At 54.2% G+C, this 17,198-nt stretch carries 13 protein-coding genes; 7 read left to right on the top strand and 6 right to left on the bottom strand.

Annotation, left to right across the window (positions count from 1 at the left end; translation table 11 throughout):
- Window positions 1-16: 16 nt before the first annotated feature.
- Both FD19_RS06260 and FD19_RS06255 read right to left on the bottom strand, forming a co-directional pair.
- A complete protein-coding gene (locus FD19_RS06260; RefSeq protein WP_054750471.1) occupies window positions 17-601 on the bottom strand; it encodes a hypothetical protein in 585 nt (194 codons plus the stop codon).
- Between the two features lie 157 nt (window positions 602-758).
- A complete protein-coding gene (locus FD19_RS06255; protein WP_056969377.1) occupies window positions 759-4,487 on the bottom strand; it encodes an MMPL family transporter in 3,729 nt (1,242 codons plus the stop codon).
- A gap of 410 nt (window positions 4,488-4,897) precedes the next feature.
- Here FD19_RS06255 and FD19_RS06250 point away from each other — a divergent pair, with 410 nt between their 5' ends.
- The 6 genes from FD19_RS06250 to FD19_RS06225 all read left to right on the top strand — a co-directional run bounded on the left by FD19_RS06250 (window position 4,898) and on the right by FD19_RS06225 (window position 13,254).
- On the top strand, window positions 4,898-6,004 hold the full coding sequence (locus FD19_RS06250; protein WP_056969376.1) for a low temperature requirement protein A: 1,107 nt from the start codon (window positions 4,898-4,900) through the stop codon (window positions 6,002-6,004).
- 134 nt (window positions 6,005-6,138) lie between these two features.
- Window positions 6,139-6,978, top strand: coding sequence for an alpha/beta hydrolase (locus tag FD19_RS06245; protein WP_156321889.1), 840 nt, complete (start codon window positions 6,139-6,141; stop codon window positions 6,976-6,978).
- Between the two features lie 264 nt (window positions 6,979-7,242).
- Window positions 7,243-8,424, top strand: coding sequence for an MFS transporter (locus FD19_RS06240; RefSeq protein WP_056969375.1), 1,182 nt, complete (start codon window positions 7,243-7,245; stop codon window positions 8,422-8,424).
- 223 nt (window positions 8,425-8,647) lie between these two features.
- Window positions 8,648-10,045 (top strand): MFS transporter, encoded by a 1,398-nt coding sequence (locus FD19_RS06235; RefSeq protein ID WP_056969374.1) that lies wholly within the window; start codon window positions 8,648-8,650, stop codon window positions 10,043-10,045.
- Between the two features lie 283 nt (window positions 10,046-10,328).
- Window positions 10,329-11,804: a UbiD family decarboxylase gene (locus FD19_RS06230; RefSeq protein ID WP_056969373.1), complete on the top strand. Its 1,476-nt coding sequence runs from the start codon at window positions 10,329-10,331 to the stop codon at window positions 11,802-11,804.
- A 70-nt stretch (window positions 11,805-11,874) separates the two neighbouring features.
- Window positions 11,875-13,254 carry an SLC13 family permease gene (locus FD19_RS06225; RefSeq protein WP_056969372.1) on the top strand — a complete coding sequence of 460 codons (1,380 nt, stop codon included), beginning with the start codon at window positions 11,875-11,877 and terminating at the stop codon, window positions 13,252-13,254.
- A 117-nt stretch (window positions 13,255-13,371) separates the two neighbouring features.
- Here FD19_RS06225 and FD19_RS06220 read toward each other — a convergent pair whose 3' ends face one another.
- The 3 genes from FD19_RS06220 to FD19_RS06210 form a co-directional block, all read right to left on the bottom strand.
- Window positions 13,372-14,265, bottom strand: a complete 894-nt coding sequence (locus tag FD19_RS06220) for a LysR family transcriptional regulator (protein WP_054750467.1) — start codon at window positions 14,263-14,265, stop codon at window positions 13,372-13,374.
- 34 nt (window positions 14,266-14,299) lie between these two features.
- Complete coding sequence (locus FD19_RS06215) at window positions 14,300-14,710, bottom strand: peptide deformylase (RefSeq protein WP_054750465.1); 411 nt, start codon at window positions 14,708-14,710, stop codon at window positions 14,300-14,302.
- A gap of 154 nt (window positions 14,711-14,864) precedes the next feature.
- Entirely contained in the window at window positions 14,865-15,080 is a 216-nt protein-coding gene (locus FD19_RS06210) for a P8 family protein (protein WP_420836030.1), read from the bottom strand.
- Window positions 15,081-15,405: 325 nt separating this feature from the next.
- On the opposite strand from FD19_RS06210, the gene FD19_RS06205 reads away from it, so the two are divergent.
- Window positions 15,406-16,272 carry a DegV family protein gene (locus tag FD19_RS06205; RefSeq protein ID WP_054750461.1) on the top strand — a complete coding sequence of 289 codons (867 nt, stop codon included), beginning with the start codon at window positions 15,406-15,408 and terminating at the stop codon, window positions 16,270-16,272.
- Here FD19_RS06205 and FD19_RS06200 read toward each other — a convergent pair.
- Window positions 16,269-16,952, bottom strand: coding sequence for an EAL domain-containing protein (locus FD19_RS06200; protein ID WP_056969371.1), 684 nt, complete (start codon window positions 16,950-16,952; stop codon window positions 16,269-16,271). The two genes, FD19_RS06205 and FD19_RS06200, sit on opposite strands and share 4 nt — an antisense overlap.
- Window positions 16,953-17,198 lie beyond the last annotated feature (246 nt).

Genomic DNA, 17,198 nt, shown 5'->3' with positions numbered 1-17,198 from the left:
GTGCAAATTTTATAACTTACTGGGCTAGCGCTGACTCCACGCTACTCAAGTCGACCCCCTGGCTGGCGGCCAACTGCTGCGCCTGCCGATAAACACCATACCAATTACCCTGCGCGATTTGCGCGCGAACGCCGTCAAGCGCGCTGGTGCTATAAATAGCGTTGGCTGCCGTGTTGGCCTGCGCACTGTCCATACCTTTACTCGTCAGCAGTGCCGCCAACGCCGACTCACTCTTGGCGGCCTGCATCACCGTCGACACACGTGTGGTCTTAATGGTATTAGCCACCTGGTCGATTGCGCCATCAACGGTACTGTTACCCGTTTTGGCTGAATCCAGCTTGCTGACCACCACACTCTTGACGGCCTTATCCGCCACCGTATCGTTGCCGCCCGTCGCCGTGCGCACGGTGTTGTTAATGGGAGTGAAGAAAACCACGCACAAGACCACCACTGCGATGACAATGGCCAGGATAGCGGCCACCCAGCGACCGGGATGGTGCCGCTTCTGGGCGACCGGTGCTGTGGTCCGCCCACGACGCCGAGTAACTGGGCCCGTACGCCGCCGTTGTTGCTGTTCCTGCTTACGTTGCATACGCCCCATGATGAGTACCTCCTCATATACTTACCCCATTATAGCTGACCGCCGCGCGGACACTGCGGCCACCACGATAAACAACAAAGATAATTTATATTTACCAACTAAAACGGCCACCTCCGCGTCCAGCAAAGGTGGTCGTCATTAGTTGATCAACGAATCGTTATTCGTCCTCTTCTTTAGTATCATCATCCGACAACTTACCCCGGTCATACGTCAGGTGAATAGCCGCCGGAATCAAAATTGGGATAATCAGCACTAGGATAATTAACCCGATGATCACGGCCAGAGCCACCTGAATTAGGGTCAGCACCCCTGACGGCATCAAGGCAGCAAAGGTACCGCCCAGAATCAGCGCGGCCGAGAGCACAACCGCCCCGATGACCTCGGAGGCCCGCACGATATTGACGCTTGGCCGCTCCCCGTCGGCACCAAATTCACGGTACTTCATCATCAGGAAGATACTGTAATCAACCCCAAGGGCAATCAGCATAACGAACGCGAAGAATGGTGTGTTCCACGTCAGCATCTTTTCACCCAGGAAGGCCCCACTGACCCAACGCGTAATGCTCAGGGACGTGAAGTAAGCCAGGACGAGCGTACCCAGAATGTACAGTGGCTGCAGAATTGAGCGCGTAATGAACATCAGCGCGAGGCCGATCCCGATGAGCATGATGACTGCGGTCCGCACAAAGTCGGAGGACGCGATGTCATGCGTGTCGGCAATCGTGGCGGTCTGCCCGCCAATGGCAACCGTGGCACCGTCCAAAGCGGTCCCCTTCAGCTCACTTTGTACTTCCTTCTTGATGGCCTTCACTTCCGCCATTGCTTTGGCAGAACTGGGGTTGTAACCCAAGACGATGGTAAGCTGCGTGGCGTGCTTATCCGCCGACATGTACTGCTTGATCGCCGGCTTGAAGGTCTTACTGTGTAGCGTCTTCGTTGGGATGTAGAACTCATCCGCTGCGGCTGACTTACGGAGCCCGGTCAGGTAACTGTTCGACTGGGCCACGCCCTTACTGATGGTATTCAGACCATCGCTGGCACTACCCAGCCCGTTTTGTAGTTGCTGCATCTGCCCCACGACACCCTGCAGGCTGGTGTACATGGTCTTCTGCCCGGCATTGACCTGAAGCAACCCACTTGTCAGCGCCGGCACGTTGTTGTTCAACGTCGTGGCGCCATTAGCTAACGTCGTCGAACCGTTAGCCAAAGTCGTCGCGCCACTAGCAAGCGAACCCGTGCCGGTAGCCAACGTGTTAGCACCATTGGTTAACGTACCCGCACCAGTGGCCAAAGTGGCAGCGCCGTTGGCTAAGGTATTAGCGCCGCCAGACAGCGCGTTAGAACCACTCGCCAAGCTGGACGTCGCCGTCTGTAACTTCTTGAGGTTGGTTTGTAGCGCCGTCATTTGGCTCCCAACCTGACCTAACTGTGAGGACATCGCGGATAACTGCTGGCCCTCACTCATTAAGCTGTTAACTGAGGACAACATCTTCTGCAAGCCCGCAATCTGTGCCTGAATGGCCTTGATCTTGTCTTTGGACGGTAACGCGCTGGCCACTGACTTCAAGCTATTGGCCTGACTAGCTAGCGTACTCATACCACTGACTTTAGAGTTCAACCCCGTCAGCGTACTGATGTTAGGTGCCAAGTAACTGGAAGAACTGGTTTGGGCGGTCGTAATGATCTTTTGCGCGGCTTCCTTAGACGCCACCGAAGCCGATGCGTCGTTGGCAATCGTCTTGGCCGCAGCTATCATCTGCACGTTGGCAACTTCAGCCTTAACATCGTTGCTCCCAACCGTTCCCAACGCAGTCTTCAGCGTATTAATAGTGTTAGTTAGATCACCCGTACCGTTGAGCGCGTTGACCAAACTGTTGATGTTGTCCTCACTGTCAGCCAATTGCCCCAACATGGTGCTCATGGAGGAGAGTTCAGCATTCAAATTAGAAGTATTACCTAACTGTTTTTGCAGGGCGCTCATCTGCGACTGCATGTTGGCCATGGCCGTTTGTGCCCGGCTTAACTGTGCCATTTGGTTGGCACTGCCCGCCACCGCGGCGTTCAGCTGCCCAACAGCGTTGTTGATGGAGTTAGCACCGCTCGCCAGCACGGTCGTCTTGCTGGCTAAGGTCCCCGCACCAGTTGACAGTGTTGTTGCCCCGTTGGACAACGTGGATGCACCATTGGCCAGCGAACGCGTTCCGCTATTCACGGTCTGTGCACCATTAGCGAGCGTCGTGACACCACCCGCTAACGTCGAGGCCCCACTGGCTAAAGTCTTAGTACCGCTTTGCAACGAGTTGGTCCCAGCAATCAGTTTGTTGGTCCCGGTAATCAGCTGGGTCACGCCGTTAAGCCCCGATTGCATGTTACTGTTAGCAATCTGGTTCTTGGCCGACAGCAGACCACTATTAATGGTGCCGAGGCCACGGTGGACCTTAGTTGAACCTTTAGTGACCGTCTGCAACTGGTTCTTGGCGTAAAGTGCGCTGACACGGGAACCCCCTGGTTGGGTGGCCGAGGCCACGGTCTTCACGCCGTCTTTGGCCTGCAGCTTACGCGTGACCCGGTCAATGATCTTCAGGTACTTTTCTTGATCGAGTTTCTTATTATTAGTTTTAATGTACAGGGTGGATGGTTCAGCCGTCCCCTTGGAGAAGTGGTCCTGAACCACAAAGAAGCCCTGCTTGGCCGGTAAGCTGTCGCTTAATTCAGCCAACGTATCGTAGTTCAGGTGGTTGTTATAGGTAAGGAGGAACGGTAGCGAAACCAACCCCACCAACAGGATCCCCAGAAGTGGCCGCAACACGGCGTTCTTGGACAAGAAACGCCAGAGCCGACTGCGGCTCCCACCGGTAAAATTCTTGGTTGGCCAGAACATCTTTTTCCCCAGCGTGGCCATGAAGAACGGGTTCAGGGTCAACAGTACCGCCAGTAACACGGCGACCCCCACGGCCACCCCGACCGCTGACTGGTAGATGGAAAACTTAGCCAAAGCCAACGCCGTAAACCCAATCAGGATGGAAGAACCACTAAACAAAATTGTGTGGCCGGCGATACGCCGCGCCTTGCGCGTGGCGTCAACCGCCGACAGTCCCCCGGAGAGCTCCTCCTTAAACTGATCGTACATTAAAATGTTATAGTCCGTACCGACCCCAAAGAGGACGACGACCATGAAGACCTGAGTAAAGGACGATAGCGGGAACCCGAGGTACTGGACCAGGTTCATAACCACGCTCAACGAGGCCAGCATGGCCACCCCAACGGTGACCAGTGAAATTAGCGGTACGACGGGCGACCGGAAGACGAGCACCAACACGACGAAGATAAAGATGGCCGCGATAATCTCGGTCTTCTTAATGCCTTCCTCGGTCGATTGCTGAAAGTTATCGTTGAGGATGTCACTCCCCGTCACGTACGTCTTCACACCCGCAGTCTTAGCTGCCTTTTTCACGTTTGCGGCCTGAACCCGCACACCCTGATGTTTGGACATATTCAACTGCAGTAACTCCGTGGTGCGGTCCTTGGACACTAACTGGGCCCGCGCCTGCGCGTTATCCTGAGCGGACAGCATCGACTTGATCTGATAATGCCCCTTGTTACGCCGCAAACGGTTAATTGTGGCGTTGATCCGCCGCTTTTGCGTAGCCGTCAATTTGTCGTTGCCGTTGCTAAAGACGACCACAACCTGGCGCGTATTATTCTTACCATGGCCCCAGTGGTTCTGAATCGTGTTAGCCACCTGACTCTGTGCGGAACTTGGAATCTTGGTTTGTCCGTACTTAGTTACTAAAGCCGAAGTATTGGGCATTAGTAACACCGCCGCCAGGACAACCACAATCCATGCAATCAACGCACCGACATGGCGTTCAGCAAATTTCTTCATTTACAAAATCTCCCCAGGTGTTTTCAGTAACTTATGAGTTATACAAGGCCCCATTTTAGTCGCCTCCACAGCATACGCAACCCACTGTTTCTAAGCTTGTGGCTTATGCCACACACGCGGCAAAATTGGTAATTAAATATGGCATGTACTCAACCATGACCAGCAACTTCAGTACGTGCAACCATCCCCACCATCCATCCGGGTGAAGGCCGACTAAGTGTAGGGCCAGCTGATATTTTCCACTTCAATCATTAAATAATCGGCACACCGTACGGGCATAGACCAGCACGCCATTGATGTAAATTAAATAACGTGTAATGGCGGCAAAACGTGCTATGCTGGGGGCATGGTAATTTGCAGCCAATTTTCGCGCGGAAATGCCAGCTGCCCAATGACCGGAGGAGGATACCATGTCAAAACCCGTCACCATGATTGAACTATTCTACGACCTGGTCTTCGTCTACATGATCTCCCGGGCCACCGCCCTCATTCACCACCTGGAGCACGGGGTGATTGCACCGTTAGCCCTGGTGGCCTTCGTCTTTGTGGTGATTGTCTTCATTAACTCCTGGATGGTACAAAGTGTCTTCATCAACCGTTTTGGGCAGTCTTCTTGGACCGACATCGGCTTCACCTTTGTCGACATGATGATTGTTTTATACATGGCTAACAGCTTTTCGGCCCACCTGCATGCCAACCTACAGCCCTTCTACATCGCGGCCGGCCTGCTCTCATTGACCCTTTGCCTGCAATATTTGATTGTCCTCGTACAAACTAACAATGCGGCTGACCGTAACATTGCGCGTGCCTTTGCCGCCATTTTAGGTGGCCGCACGTTAGCCTTCCTGATTGCCGGCTGGTTGCCTGGCCCCCTGGGTACCATCATCGCCGTAGTTGGTGTGGTGGCCAGCTGGATTGCACCAGCTTTTACGGGTCGTTACACCCACCAACACCCAATCATCTTTGGCCACTTACTGGAGCGGTTAACCGAGTTATCAATCGTGATGTTCGGCGAAACCATCGTCGGTATTGCGGGCTTTTTCACCCAGCAGCGATTTTCGATTACTTCCATCATCATTTTTGTCATCGTGGCCAGCCTGTTTTTTGCTTATATCGCCACGTTTGACCACCTAGTCGACGACGCGCGGACCGGTGAAACCGGCAATTTACTAATCTACCTGCACTACCCCATTATTTTTGGTATTAGCATGATCACCGTTTCACTTAACTTCATTACCTTGCCTACCGCCAAGCCGAACTTTGCGGTCACCTTCCTGTACGTCGGTATCACTTTGCTGTACTTGGGCTTACGTTGCGCGCGCCGTTACCAGCGCCCCGAGTTCCAGTGTGCTGACGGCACTTATGGTTGGATCGTGGGTTGCCTCATGGCGGGCTACCTGTTATCGCTAGTGCTTCCGAGCCGCTTTAGTACAATCGTCGTGACGGCCATCGCGACGCTGGCGAGTTGTGCTGCGCTCGTACGCCGGGTGTACCAAGCGCGCAACATAGCCTCATGAACATTCTGAGAAAATTTCATTTACACTATAATTATGCTAATTTCGGTCGCAAGTCCGAGCACCATCTCCGCGCCAACCGCTACAATGATGTTAGTGGGTATTAACAAAAATCATTGACCAAAGGAGGGGGGACCATGATGAACAAGCGTAGTTGGATCATTATACCCCTCATGTTGGTGGTACTGATGCTGGGTGCTGGTGGCCACAACCACGCTGCTGCCACTCAGGCCAGCACCACTGATGGTTACCACCGCCCCACGATTCTCATTCACGGTTTTCATGCTGGCGAGCGCACCTATGATAACTTCATTGACCTGGCCACCCACGAGCACCGCGCGCAGTACGCCCTCACGGCGGTCATTAACGGCCAGCAGATTCACTACTATGGTGACTGGACCCGGTCGATGCAGCACCCACTAATTAAGGTCGTCTTTGCTAATAACCGTGCCTCTTGGGACCGTAACGCTACCTGGTTAAACCACCTGCTGGACCAGCTGCGGTCGCAGTACCACGTACACAGCTTCGACGCCGTAGCCCATTCACGGGGGACGCTGGATCTACTGACGGCGTATAGTCACAGCCAACCGTTGCAACTTCGCCGGGCGGTCCTGATTGCCGGACCATATGACGGCGCATACCGTCGTGACGACTTCCCCCATGCCAACCACTTGCTGCAGAACGGCAAGCCGATGATCAAACATCCTGAATACCGCGAGCTCGTGCATAATGCGGCCTTTTTCCCGCGCGGGGTGCGCGTCCTCAACATCATGGGCGACGACCACTGGCACGGTACCAACAGCGACGGCAAAGTCGCCAATGTTTCCAGCAAGTCACTCTGGCCAGCAATGGGCCCACGCTTCAAGAGCTACCGGCAACTAACGGTGTACGGACACAACGCCAGTCATCACCGGATTATTCGTCATGACAACCAAGTGATGCGCGCAACCATGCGGTTCCTATGGCCAACATCTTAATCGGGATATTTCCCAGGAAATATTCGCTAACAAAAAAGCAACCATGCTGATGGTTGCTTTTTTATTTAGCTGGGCCAAAGATGGGTCACTATTGACCGGTATTACGGTCGCTGCGCGTCAGTACCGCGATGCTACCTGTACGCACCCGCACACGGAACTAATCGCACCACCGCGCACCCCCAGCTATTGCGTCCGGGCGCTCCTTCAACTAGTATAGATGGATAGCTTATTTTCTGTAACCTCTATACTAAGGAGTACGGTATTTTGAAAAATCGGACAATCTTCGTTTGGAGCATCATCCTGCTGGCAGTGAACATGCGGATTCCAATCACCGCCGTGTCGTCGCTGATCCCCGCTTTGCAAAAGCAACTGGGACTATCCACCAGTGCCGCAGGGATGATTACCACCATCCCCATGCTGACCTTTGCTGTTGCCTCCCCACTCTTCCCGCGGCTAGCACGCCGTTTCGGGATCGAGCGCGTAATTTTGTTCTTCACCGCCTTGCTATCCCTGGGGATGGCGCTGCGCATTCTGCCCAACGCGGCTGGTCTGTTCATTGGGACCTTTCTCATTGGGTTGGGGATCGATAGCGCCAACGTGCTCCTACCGGCATCAATCAAGGCCCACTACACGGGTGTGACCACCCGCGGAATGTCCTACTACACCACCACAATGATGGTTGCTGGGGCCCTGGCAACCGGGGTTGTGGGCATGTTCGTTGAAAGTGCATCCCTGACGGCAATTCAGGTTGGTTTATTCGTGGTTTCACTCATTAGCCTCATTGGTTGGCTTCCAGCCGCCACGGTTAAGTTACCCGACGCGGAACCTGAAGTAACTGAACAAGAGGTGCTGGCCGAGAGTAAACGCTCCGTTTGGACTACCAAGACCGGCTGGCTTATTACCATCTTCTTCTCCTTGCAGGCCATTATCTTTTACTCCCTGCTAACCTGGTTGTCATCCGCCTACATTAGCTTCGGCATGACTACCGGCCAGGCGAGCCTACTGGTAACGGTCTTCCAGCTCTGTGGGATGCCGTTCTCCCTCATCGTGCCGTTGATTGCCAACACCAAGTGGGGCGTACAAATTAGTGCCGCCGTCATGGGTGGTGGTCTGATCGTCGGCCTCATCCTGACATTAATTGCTGGCGATAACTACGCCTTCAGCATGATTGCCGCCATCATCATGGGGCTGGGCAACGGGGTCTCCTTTAACCTCGCCGTCGTCTTCTTTGCCCAAAAGTCCGCCAACCACCGCGAAACTGCCGCGGTCTCCGGCATGGCCCAATCGGCTGGTTACCTGATTGCCGCCGTGGGTCCCGTCCTTTTTGGGGTCATTGGTAGCCACCTTGACTGGCACGTCGCCCTAATTCTGGCCGCAGCCTTTGCCGCCCTGATGTGGCTCACGGGAATTGTGATTCACCACCAGAAGGGTCTATTCGTCCATTAAGACTGATCAAAAACGATCCTGCGGGGTCGTTTTTTTTGTCCATTTCTACCGTGACATGCATGGCCAAATTCTGCAATCACTGTTCTCCTTGCCCACAGTTGTCCGCACCGACACTCCGGATTACACTGATAGGTGGGATAACAACTGTTCACTGAACGGCAAATCCTGATCCTACCCGTAATTCGGCGCCCATAGCGCCATTAATGAATGAAGGAGTGATTTTATGGCCATCAATAACAATACTGCACCCATCCCGGTCCGTCACCGTACCGCGTTTATCGCCACGTTGCTTACCGGGACCTTTTCCATGTCCATCTCCCAATCGTCACTAAGCACCGCCTACCCTACGTTCATGCGTAGTTTCCACCTCGGGGCCAGCACCGTTGCGTGGCTGACGACGGGCTTCATGTTGGTGATGAGCCTGATGATTCCGGTGAGTCCCTGGTTGCTCAGCAACGTGAAGTTTAAGGCCCTCTTTCAGGGGGTTGTCAGCTTGTTCGCCGTGGGCACCGCCCTGTGCATCTGGGCGCCAACGTTTACCATACTGATGGTTGGGCGATTGCTCGAAGCCCTGGCGGTGGGAATCATCTTTCCCAGCTACCAAACGGTGCTGTTAACGATTACGCCGACCAACCAACGGGGTCGCGTGATGGGCACCGCTGGCCTGGTCATGGGTTCAGCCCTCGCGGTGGGGCCAATCATCTCGGGTGTCCTGCTCACATGGTTCCCGTGGCAAGCCCTGTTTGCCCTCTTCTTGGTGGTGGCCCTGGTTGTGTTAGCAACGTCCACGGCCACCATTAGCGACGTGATGACTCTGCATCTCACCCGGCTGGACTGGCTATCCGTGGTGTTAGCCGCCAGTTTTCCCGTCCTGCTCTACGTCCTGAGTGCTGCCACCAACGGCCACATGACCATCAGTCTCCTCCTGCTACTGGTGCTGGCCCTCTTAGCAGCCGTCTGGTTTGTCCATCGCCAATTACACCGTGACCAACCGCTCCTTCAACTGCACGTGCTGGCCACGCCCCTCTTCACGCAGTCTGTCCTGCTGACGGGGATTTCGTACATTGGTCTCATCGTAACCACCATCGTGATGCCACTGTACTTCCAGACGGTGCTGCACGTGTCACCACTTGTGTCAGGACTCGCACTCGTGCCGGCCGCTGTGGGCTTAAGTCTGCTCAACCCACGTACGGGGCAGATGCTCGACCGGATGGGCCCACGCAAAGTGGTGGTGATCGGGATGACCCTCATCGTTGGTGGTTTTGCCGCTATGGCGTTATTGGTGGGCCACCTACCACTATGGCTGGCCATCATTGGTGCCATGGTGACCGAGGCCGGGAACGCGTTCGTAATGATGCCCTCCGTCACGGCGGGGGCAAACGCCTTGCCGCCGGCACTCATTCCCGACGGCACGGCGGTCACCACCACCGTGCGGCAACTGCTTGGCTCCCTCGGTGTGGCTATCGCGACCATCGTTCTACAAACCGTTGAGCAGGTATCTGGTTCAGCAATTACCGGTTTTCGGGCTACCTTTGCCTGCTTTGCCGTCGTGGGTGTCATTGGCTGGTTATTGGGACTACGGTTACCGAGTAAAGCGGCGCGGGCCGGACGTTACGACTAGCGGTTCGGTGTGCACTTTACTAGATTAACCCCCAGTGTTAACTCATAGGCCGCTGTCATTGGTGTCATGACTTAGTCAGACACAACGTCAATGACAGCGGCCTTTTTGAATGCGCAGCATGCACCTGACCACGGGTGTTTCACGTGAAACACGCCCATCAACACTACCCCATCTTGTTCTGTGTTGTTATTCTATTCAGGAATAACGTTAGTCCGATTCAGAATTGAAGCGCCTCCAGCTTCCTCCTACAATTAATTTAGACAACAAAAGGAGGTTGTACGAAATGGCAGAACAACCATGGGATTTACGTCGAGTACTCGACGAAATTAAGGACGACCCAAAGAACTATCACGAAACTGATGTTGAGGTCGATCCTGACGCGGAGCTGTCTGGTGTTTACCGTTATATTGGTGCCGGTGGTACCGTAGAGCGGCCAACGCAGGAAGGCCCAGCCATGATGTTTAATAACGTGAAGGGCTTCCCCGGTGTCCGCGTACTGATGGGCCTGATGGCTAGCCGTAAGCGTGTGGGCAAGATGTTCCACACCGACTACAAGACGTTAGGCCAATACTTAGCTAAAGCGGTGGAAAAGCCCATCGCCCCTGTTGACGTCGCTGAGGCCGACGCTCCAGCGCACGAAGTCGTTTACAAGGCTACCGACCCGGACTTTGATATCCGTAAGTTAGTGGCTGCACCAACTAACACCCCACAGGATGCTGGCCCGTACATTACCGTTGGTGTGGTTCTTGGTTCCAACATGGACAAGACCATGAGTGACGTCACGATCCACCGGATGTGCATTGAAGATAAGGATAAGCTGGGCATTTACATCATGCCCGGTGGCCGGCACATTGGCGCCTTTGCTAAGGAATACGAAGCTGCCAACAAGCCGATGCCAATTACGATCAACATTGGTCTGGACCCTGCCATCACCATTGGGGCAACCTTTGAACCACCTACTACCCCGCTTGGTTACAACGAGCTGGGCGTGGCCGGTGCTATTCGTCAGCAGGCCGTACAGTTGGTTCAGGGTGTGACGGTGGACGAAAAGGCCATTGCGCGTTCTGAATACACACTGGAAGGCTACATCATGCCAAACGAACGGATTCAAGAAGACATCAACACCCACACGGGTAAGGCGATGCCAGAATTCCCAGGCTATGATGGTGACGCCAACCCTGCTTTGCAGGTCATTAAGGTCACGGCGGTAACCCACCGCAAGCAGGACCCAATCATGCAAAGTGTAATCGGACCTAGTGAAGAGCACGTTTCCATGGCCGGTATTCCTACTGAAGCCAGCATTTGGGAATTGGTTCAGAAGGCCATCCCTGGCAAGGTTACTAACATTTACAACCCGCCAGCTGGTGGTGGTAAGTTGATGACCATCATGCAGATTCACAAGGACAACCCGGCTGATGAAGGGATCCAGCGTCAGGCAGCATTGCTCGCCTTCTCCGCCTTCAAGGAACTCAAGACCGTCTTCCTGGTTGACGAAGACGTGGACATCTTTGATATGAACGATGTGGTTTGGACCATCAACACCCGGTTCCAAGCCGATGAAGATATCATGGTGCTCTCCGGCATGCGTAACCACCCACTAGACCCATCCGAGCGGCCACAGTATGACCCGAAGTCCATCCGGACGCGGGGCATGAGTTCCAAGCTGGTCATCGATGGTACCGTACCGTATGACATGAAGGACCAGTTCGAACGGGCCCAGTTCATGAAGGTGCCAGATTGGGAGAAGTACCTCAAGTAAACTGTCAACATTGTCAATTAATAAGCGGGCCACATTTCGTGTGACCCGCTTTACATAGGAGATGTAACCCATGAATAAGAAACGTATTGGCTTCATCGCCGGTATCTTGGTGTTCATCGCCATTGAACTCATCCCGTTAGGCGGTCTGTCAGCTAAGGGCAAAACTGACCTAGCCTTGAGTCTAATGACGGTGGTCTTCTGGGCGTGCCAAGTCGCCCAGCCCGCCTTCACCGGTGGTTTATACCTCATGTTGCTCATCATCATGAACGTTGCCACCCCAGCCCAGGTATTTTCATCATCCTGGACTGGTTCCACCATGTGGCTGGTAATTGGGGCTTACCTGATTGCCGGCGCCGTGCGTGATTCCGGCCTGGGTGAACGCATCGCGTATGCGTTCATCATCCGGTTCGTGCGGTCGTGGAATAGTATCATTATTTCGATTTTCGTCCTGACTGGGATCTTGTCACTGCTGATTCCACACCCATGGCCACGGGCCTTCCTCATCATGTCCGTCATGGGCGTGGTGGCAGAAAGTGCACACATGCCGGACGTGGACAAAGCCAAGTTGGGTTTGGCCACCTTCGCGGCTTCCTGCCCGTTGTCAGGGATGTTCCTGACTGGTGATACGTCACTGAACCCACTGGCCGTGCAGGACTCCGGCGTCAGTGTCAGCTTCCTCCGTTACTTTGAAATTATGAGTGTGCCGATGATCATCGCGGCCATCATTACCATGGTGCTGATCATGGTGCTCTTTAAGCCCACGAAGCCCGTCAACATCAACATGGAAGTCCTCAAGAAAAAGCAGCAGTCATTGGGCAAGATGTCCGGTAACGAAAAGCGCGTTATCGTTTGGCTGATCATCGCCATCACCCTGTGGTTGACAAGTAGCCTGACCGGCATCAACGTTGGTTGGATCACGCTGGGCGTGGCCGTACTGATGAGTATGCCTGTCGTTGGTGAAGTGCTGACCGCCGACTCCTGGTCGGGTGTACCAATTAACGTGCTCGTCTTCTTGACGTCCGCCATTGCCATTGGGACCGTCGGTGGTGTCACCGGGATGAACAAGTGGATTGCCAACACCATTCTGCCAAGTTCACTGCCACACAACTTGTTCCTACTGGCTATTCTGATCACTGTCTTTGCCATGATCATTCACATGTTCATGGGGTCTGTCATCGCGGTTATGGGGATCACCATCCCCGCCATTGTGGCGGCAACCTCCAGCATGGGCATTAGTCCGCTAGCTGTCTCCCTCCTGGTCTTCTCCGTTGTTAACCTGCACTACATCCTGCCATTCCACAACCTGGCAGTCCTGGTGGGCAGTGACCCGAAGACCGGCGGTGGTTACACGCAAAAGGACGTCATGCGCCTAGGCATTCCGCTCACTGGCGTCATGTTCATCGTCGCCGTCGTTGAAATTGCCTGGTGGTACATTATCGGTTTAGTTTAACGCTGAACCATCGTTACAATATAAATAAAAGTGCCGTATCCGGCGCCCATGACTTATGGGCGTACCGAATACGGCACTTTTTTAGTGGCTATTACACGTTAGTTACGGGTTACTGGCTCACACGCCAAACTGCTCACGCACGTAATCCACAAAGTCGGTGACGGCCTTACTGCGATTTTGCATCTTGTAGACCATCTGGAGTTCGGTGGTAACGGCCGGCTGCAATGGCCGCGACACCACGGCATCGGTCGCAAACGGGGCAAAAGAACGCCCAAACAGGAAGCAGACCCGGTCGGATCCGGCTAGCATCCCCACCAATGTCTCGATGTGGGGGCTACTAAACACCACTTTGGGTTCGTACTGCGCCTGCTGGTAAAACGTCATCATGGGCTCATACACCCCCGAGCCGGGTAACAACGACACGACGTCGTGCCCACGTAATTCCTTAGCCGTGACCGTACGGTGCCGTCCCAACGGGTTCGCCGCATCCATGATGGCCACCAGCTGGTCACTGGTCAACGGCACCTTGACGTAAGTCGCATCGTGCAACATGCCACTCTGGGAACTGCGCAGAAACGCTAAGTCCAACTCGTTGCCCGCTAACTGGTTAATCAGGACACTGCCCTCCTGCTCAAATACACGCAGGTTGAGCCGGGGATACTGCTCCCCAAAGTGATTGATCATTTGCGTCACGCCGTACTGACTCAACACCGGCACCGCACCGATTCGCAGGGTACCGACGTTGAGGTCATGTAAGTCCACCATATCCTGCTGAAGCCGGTCCACCTCGCGACTAATAACCAGGGCGTGTTCGTACAGGTGCTCGCCCGCCTCGGTAATATGAATATGCCGCCGGTCGGTCGTATCAATGAGTTGAATATGTAGTTCCTCTTCCAGCCCGTGCATCCGCTTCGAGAGGGCCGATTGCGACAGGTGCACGGCCGCTGCGGCGTTGGAGAAGCTTTTGAGCTGGTGTAAAACCACAAATGCGTGTAAATCATCAAAGTTCATGTTGGCTGCCTCACTGCTTTAGTTGCACTACGTACTAAATTAACCGCCCTTGCGTGTGGTCGACCTCATGTTGAATGATTTGGGCCACCCACCCCGAAAAATGTTGGTGTTGGGGTCGCCATTGCGCATCCAGATAATCCACGTCCAGTGACTGATAACGGACGGTCTCCCGTTCACCATCCAGCGACAAGCACCCCTCTTTGGTAGTAAACGGCCCGTGTAGGTGAGTGAGCCGTGGGTTGATCATCGGCACCGCCACCGGGCCCATCCGTACGACGATCACGTTCTTATTGACCCCGATCATGTTCGCCGCCATGCCCACGCAGCGGTCACTGTTGGCGGCTAACGTATCGAGGAGATCAGTCACCACCTGCTGGTCTGCCCGGGTCGCCGCCACCGCGGGCTGGCTCAGTAACAACTGGTCCCGATTAATGGCTCGTTCCATGTCTTGGTCCTCCGTAGGTCACTACTATTACCCGGGAAATATTCCGGGCCAAACCCTATTGTCAGTATAGCTTACTCAAACAACGCGAACAAAGGGGCCAACCTCAACTGCGGTCAGCCCCTCTGTTAATGTTATATTATGTGGAACCGCCAGTTTAGTGCAGTTCCTTTTCAGCCAGTTCCTTCACCTGATCGTCGGTGTAGTCCAGGACAGGCTTCATCTGCTCTTCAGTCTTGATGGTGTCGTGATTGTTGGCTTCCATGTAGTGGTTCCACAATGCGTCACGCACCGCGTCCTCACTGTCGCTCCAGTCAAAAACATCTTTCATCGGTGTGTCTAGCACTAAAGTCTTTTCAGCTTCTGCTGCCATGATCATTACCTCCATATTGTTTGACTTGGTACACCTACATTATAGGGCAGTTATTTCATGATGGCACACTTCATTAGCAGTTTTTTAAACGAGTGCTAATTATTACTGTGATCGGCAGCACCAATTGTAAATCCACGTCCCTGCGGCCGCCCTGGCGTGACACCATTATTGACAGCTGTCACACGTGAACCCAAAACTATTTACGCCGGATACAGGTTGGGATAGAGTTTGCTTACATAACAACATGCTGCTGTAATCAAAAAAGCGTCCGTACGTACTGCTAAGTGTAGACGCCGGCGCCCTGCCATGAGAAAGTAGGCTCCTTATGTTCAAATTAATGACTGATTCCGCCTGTGATCTGCCACAGGCAACTTTACGTGACCACGATGTTGACGTAGTCGCCCTGCACGTCCTGGTCAACAATCAAGAAGTTTACCTCACCACTGATAACGTCGCCGGTATGCACGACTTTTACCAGCAACTCGGCGCCGGCCACACCGCCACCACCTCCCAAGTGAGCGTGGGCGAATTCGTGGCCGCCTTTGAACCATACGTGCGCAACGACACCCCGGTATTGTACCTCGCCTTTGATAGCGCCCTAAGTGGCACCTTTGCCGGCGCCGTCCAGGCTCGCCGAGTGATCCAGGAGGATTACCCCCATGCCGACATCACGATTGCGGATTCCCGCGCCGCTAGCTGCGGGCTAGGCATGATGCTGCTGGACGTGATCAAGCTCCGGGACCAGGGCCAACCGGCGGCCAGCGTCGCCGCCTGGGTGCAACAGCACCGCCACGAGTACCACCATGTAGTCACCATTGACGACCTCCACTACCTGGTCGCGGGCGGCCGACTCAAAGCCAGCGCCGCCAAAATCGGGGCACTGTTGAACCTGCACCCAATTCTTGAGTTGCAGGAGGACGGGGCCATCGTGGTCCGCCACAAGGTCCGCACCTTTGGTAAATCCTTGCGCTTCCTCGCTCAGCAAGCCGGTGACGCCCTCGGTCATACGCCGCACCCCACCGTCATGATTGTCAGCAGCGCGGATGCGACCACAACGGCAAAGTTGGCAGACGCCGTACGCCAAGTTCTACCTACGGCACAAATCACCAGTATGCCCGTGGGCACCGTGCTGGCAAGCCACACCGGGCCGGGTTGCTGCGCCGTCTTTTTCCGGACACCAGCTACAGCTTAATTACTATTTTGGGCCCGACTGAGCAAGGCTGGGTGACCCAACAGGTAGCCCTGCACCACGTCATAGTCGTAATGGGCATCGATTTCCGCCAACTCAGCAGCGGTTTCCACACCCTCAATAGCCAACATCTTGTGCTCACGCCGCGCCAGGTGGTACCAAAAATTGAGTTGCGGTTCAATTTCCTGGATGTTGTGGTACGGCCGAAAGTCCTGGAAGGCGAACTTGAACTCATCCACCGAATCATTCATGCGTAGCACCATTTCGGGGGTATTCTCACCGGTACCAACATCGTCAATGCAGACCAAGAGGCCACGATGGTGGAACTTAGCGGCCGCGTCCACCAGCGAATCCTCACTAATACCCGGAGCGAGCCGCTCCGTCAACTCCGTAAAGAGGTTAATGCGGGTGTGGTCCTGCACGTAGGTCACCATGTCCAAAAAGGCGGGATCCACAAACTGATTCTGCTCCAGATTGAACGATAGCATCTCGACCGATTCGTGCATAGTGAGCACGACGTCCATCAATAAGTGTTGTAACGTGTCTGCGGTAATCCCGTTAAAGTCTTGCGGCAGTAGCCAACGACCATCAACATATTGGCGAATAAACAATTCGTACCCAATCAGATTACGCGTGGTGTTGTTGGTACCAGCATACTTGGGTTGCCCAAAAAAACGGTACATACAAACCAGCCTCCTTCGTAATTCGACCCTGAAACGAAAACAACCCGCACATGACTTTCTCATGTACGGGTCGTATGCCCTAAACTTCCGGGCTTGAGCATTGAACATATATGCGTTGAGTTATCTCTGACGCTATAGTATACCCCTGACACTAAAAATCCAATACTTCAGTGCAAAAAATTGTATTTTTAATCGCGACGATGCCTACCAAGTCGCACCAGGTACCGATAACCGTTGTTATCACCA

This window comes from Lacticaseibacillus thailandensis DSM 22698 = JCM 13996 (genome assembly GCF_001436135.1).
Lineage (GTDB): Bacteria > Bacillota > Bacilli > Lactobacillales > Lactobacillaceae > Lacticaseibacillus > Lacticaseibacillus thailandensis.
The sequence above is the reverse complement of the archived record's forward strand: the minus strand, read 5'-3'. Positions and strand labels throughout refer to the sequence as shown.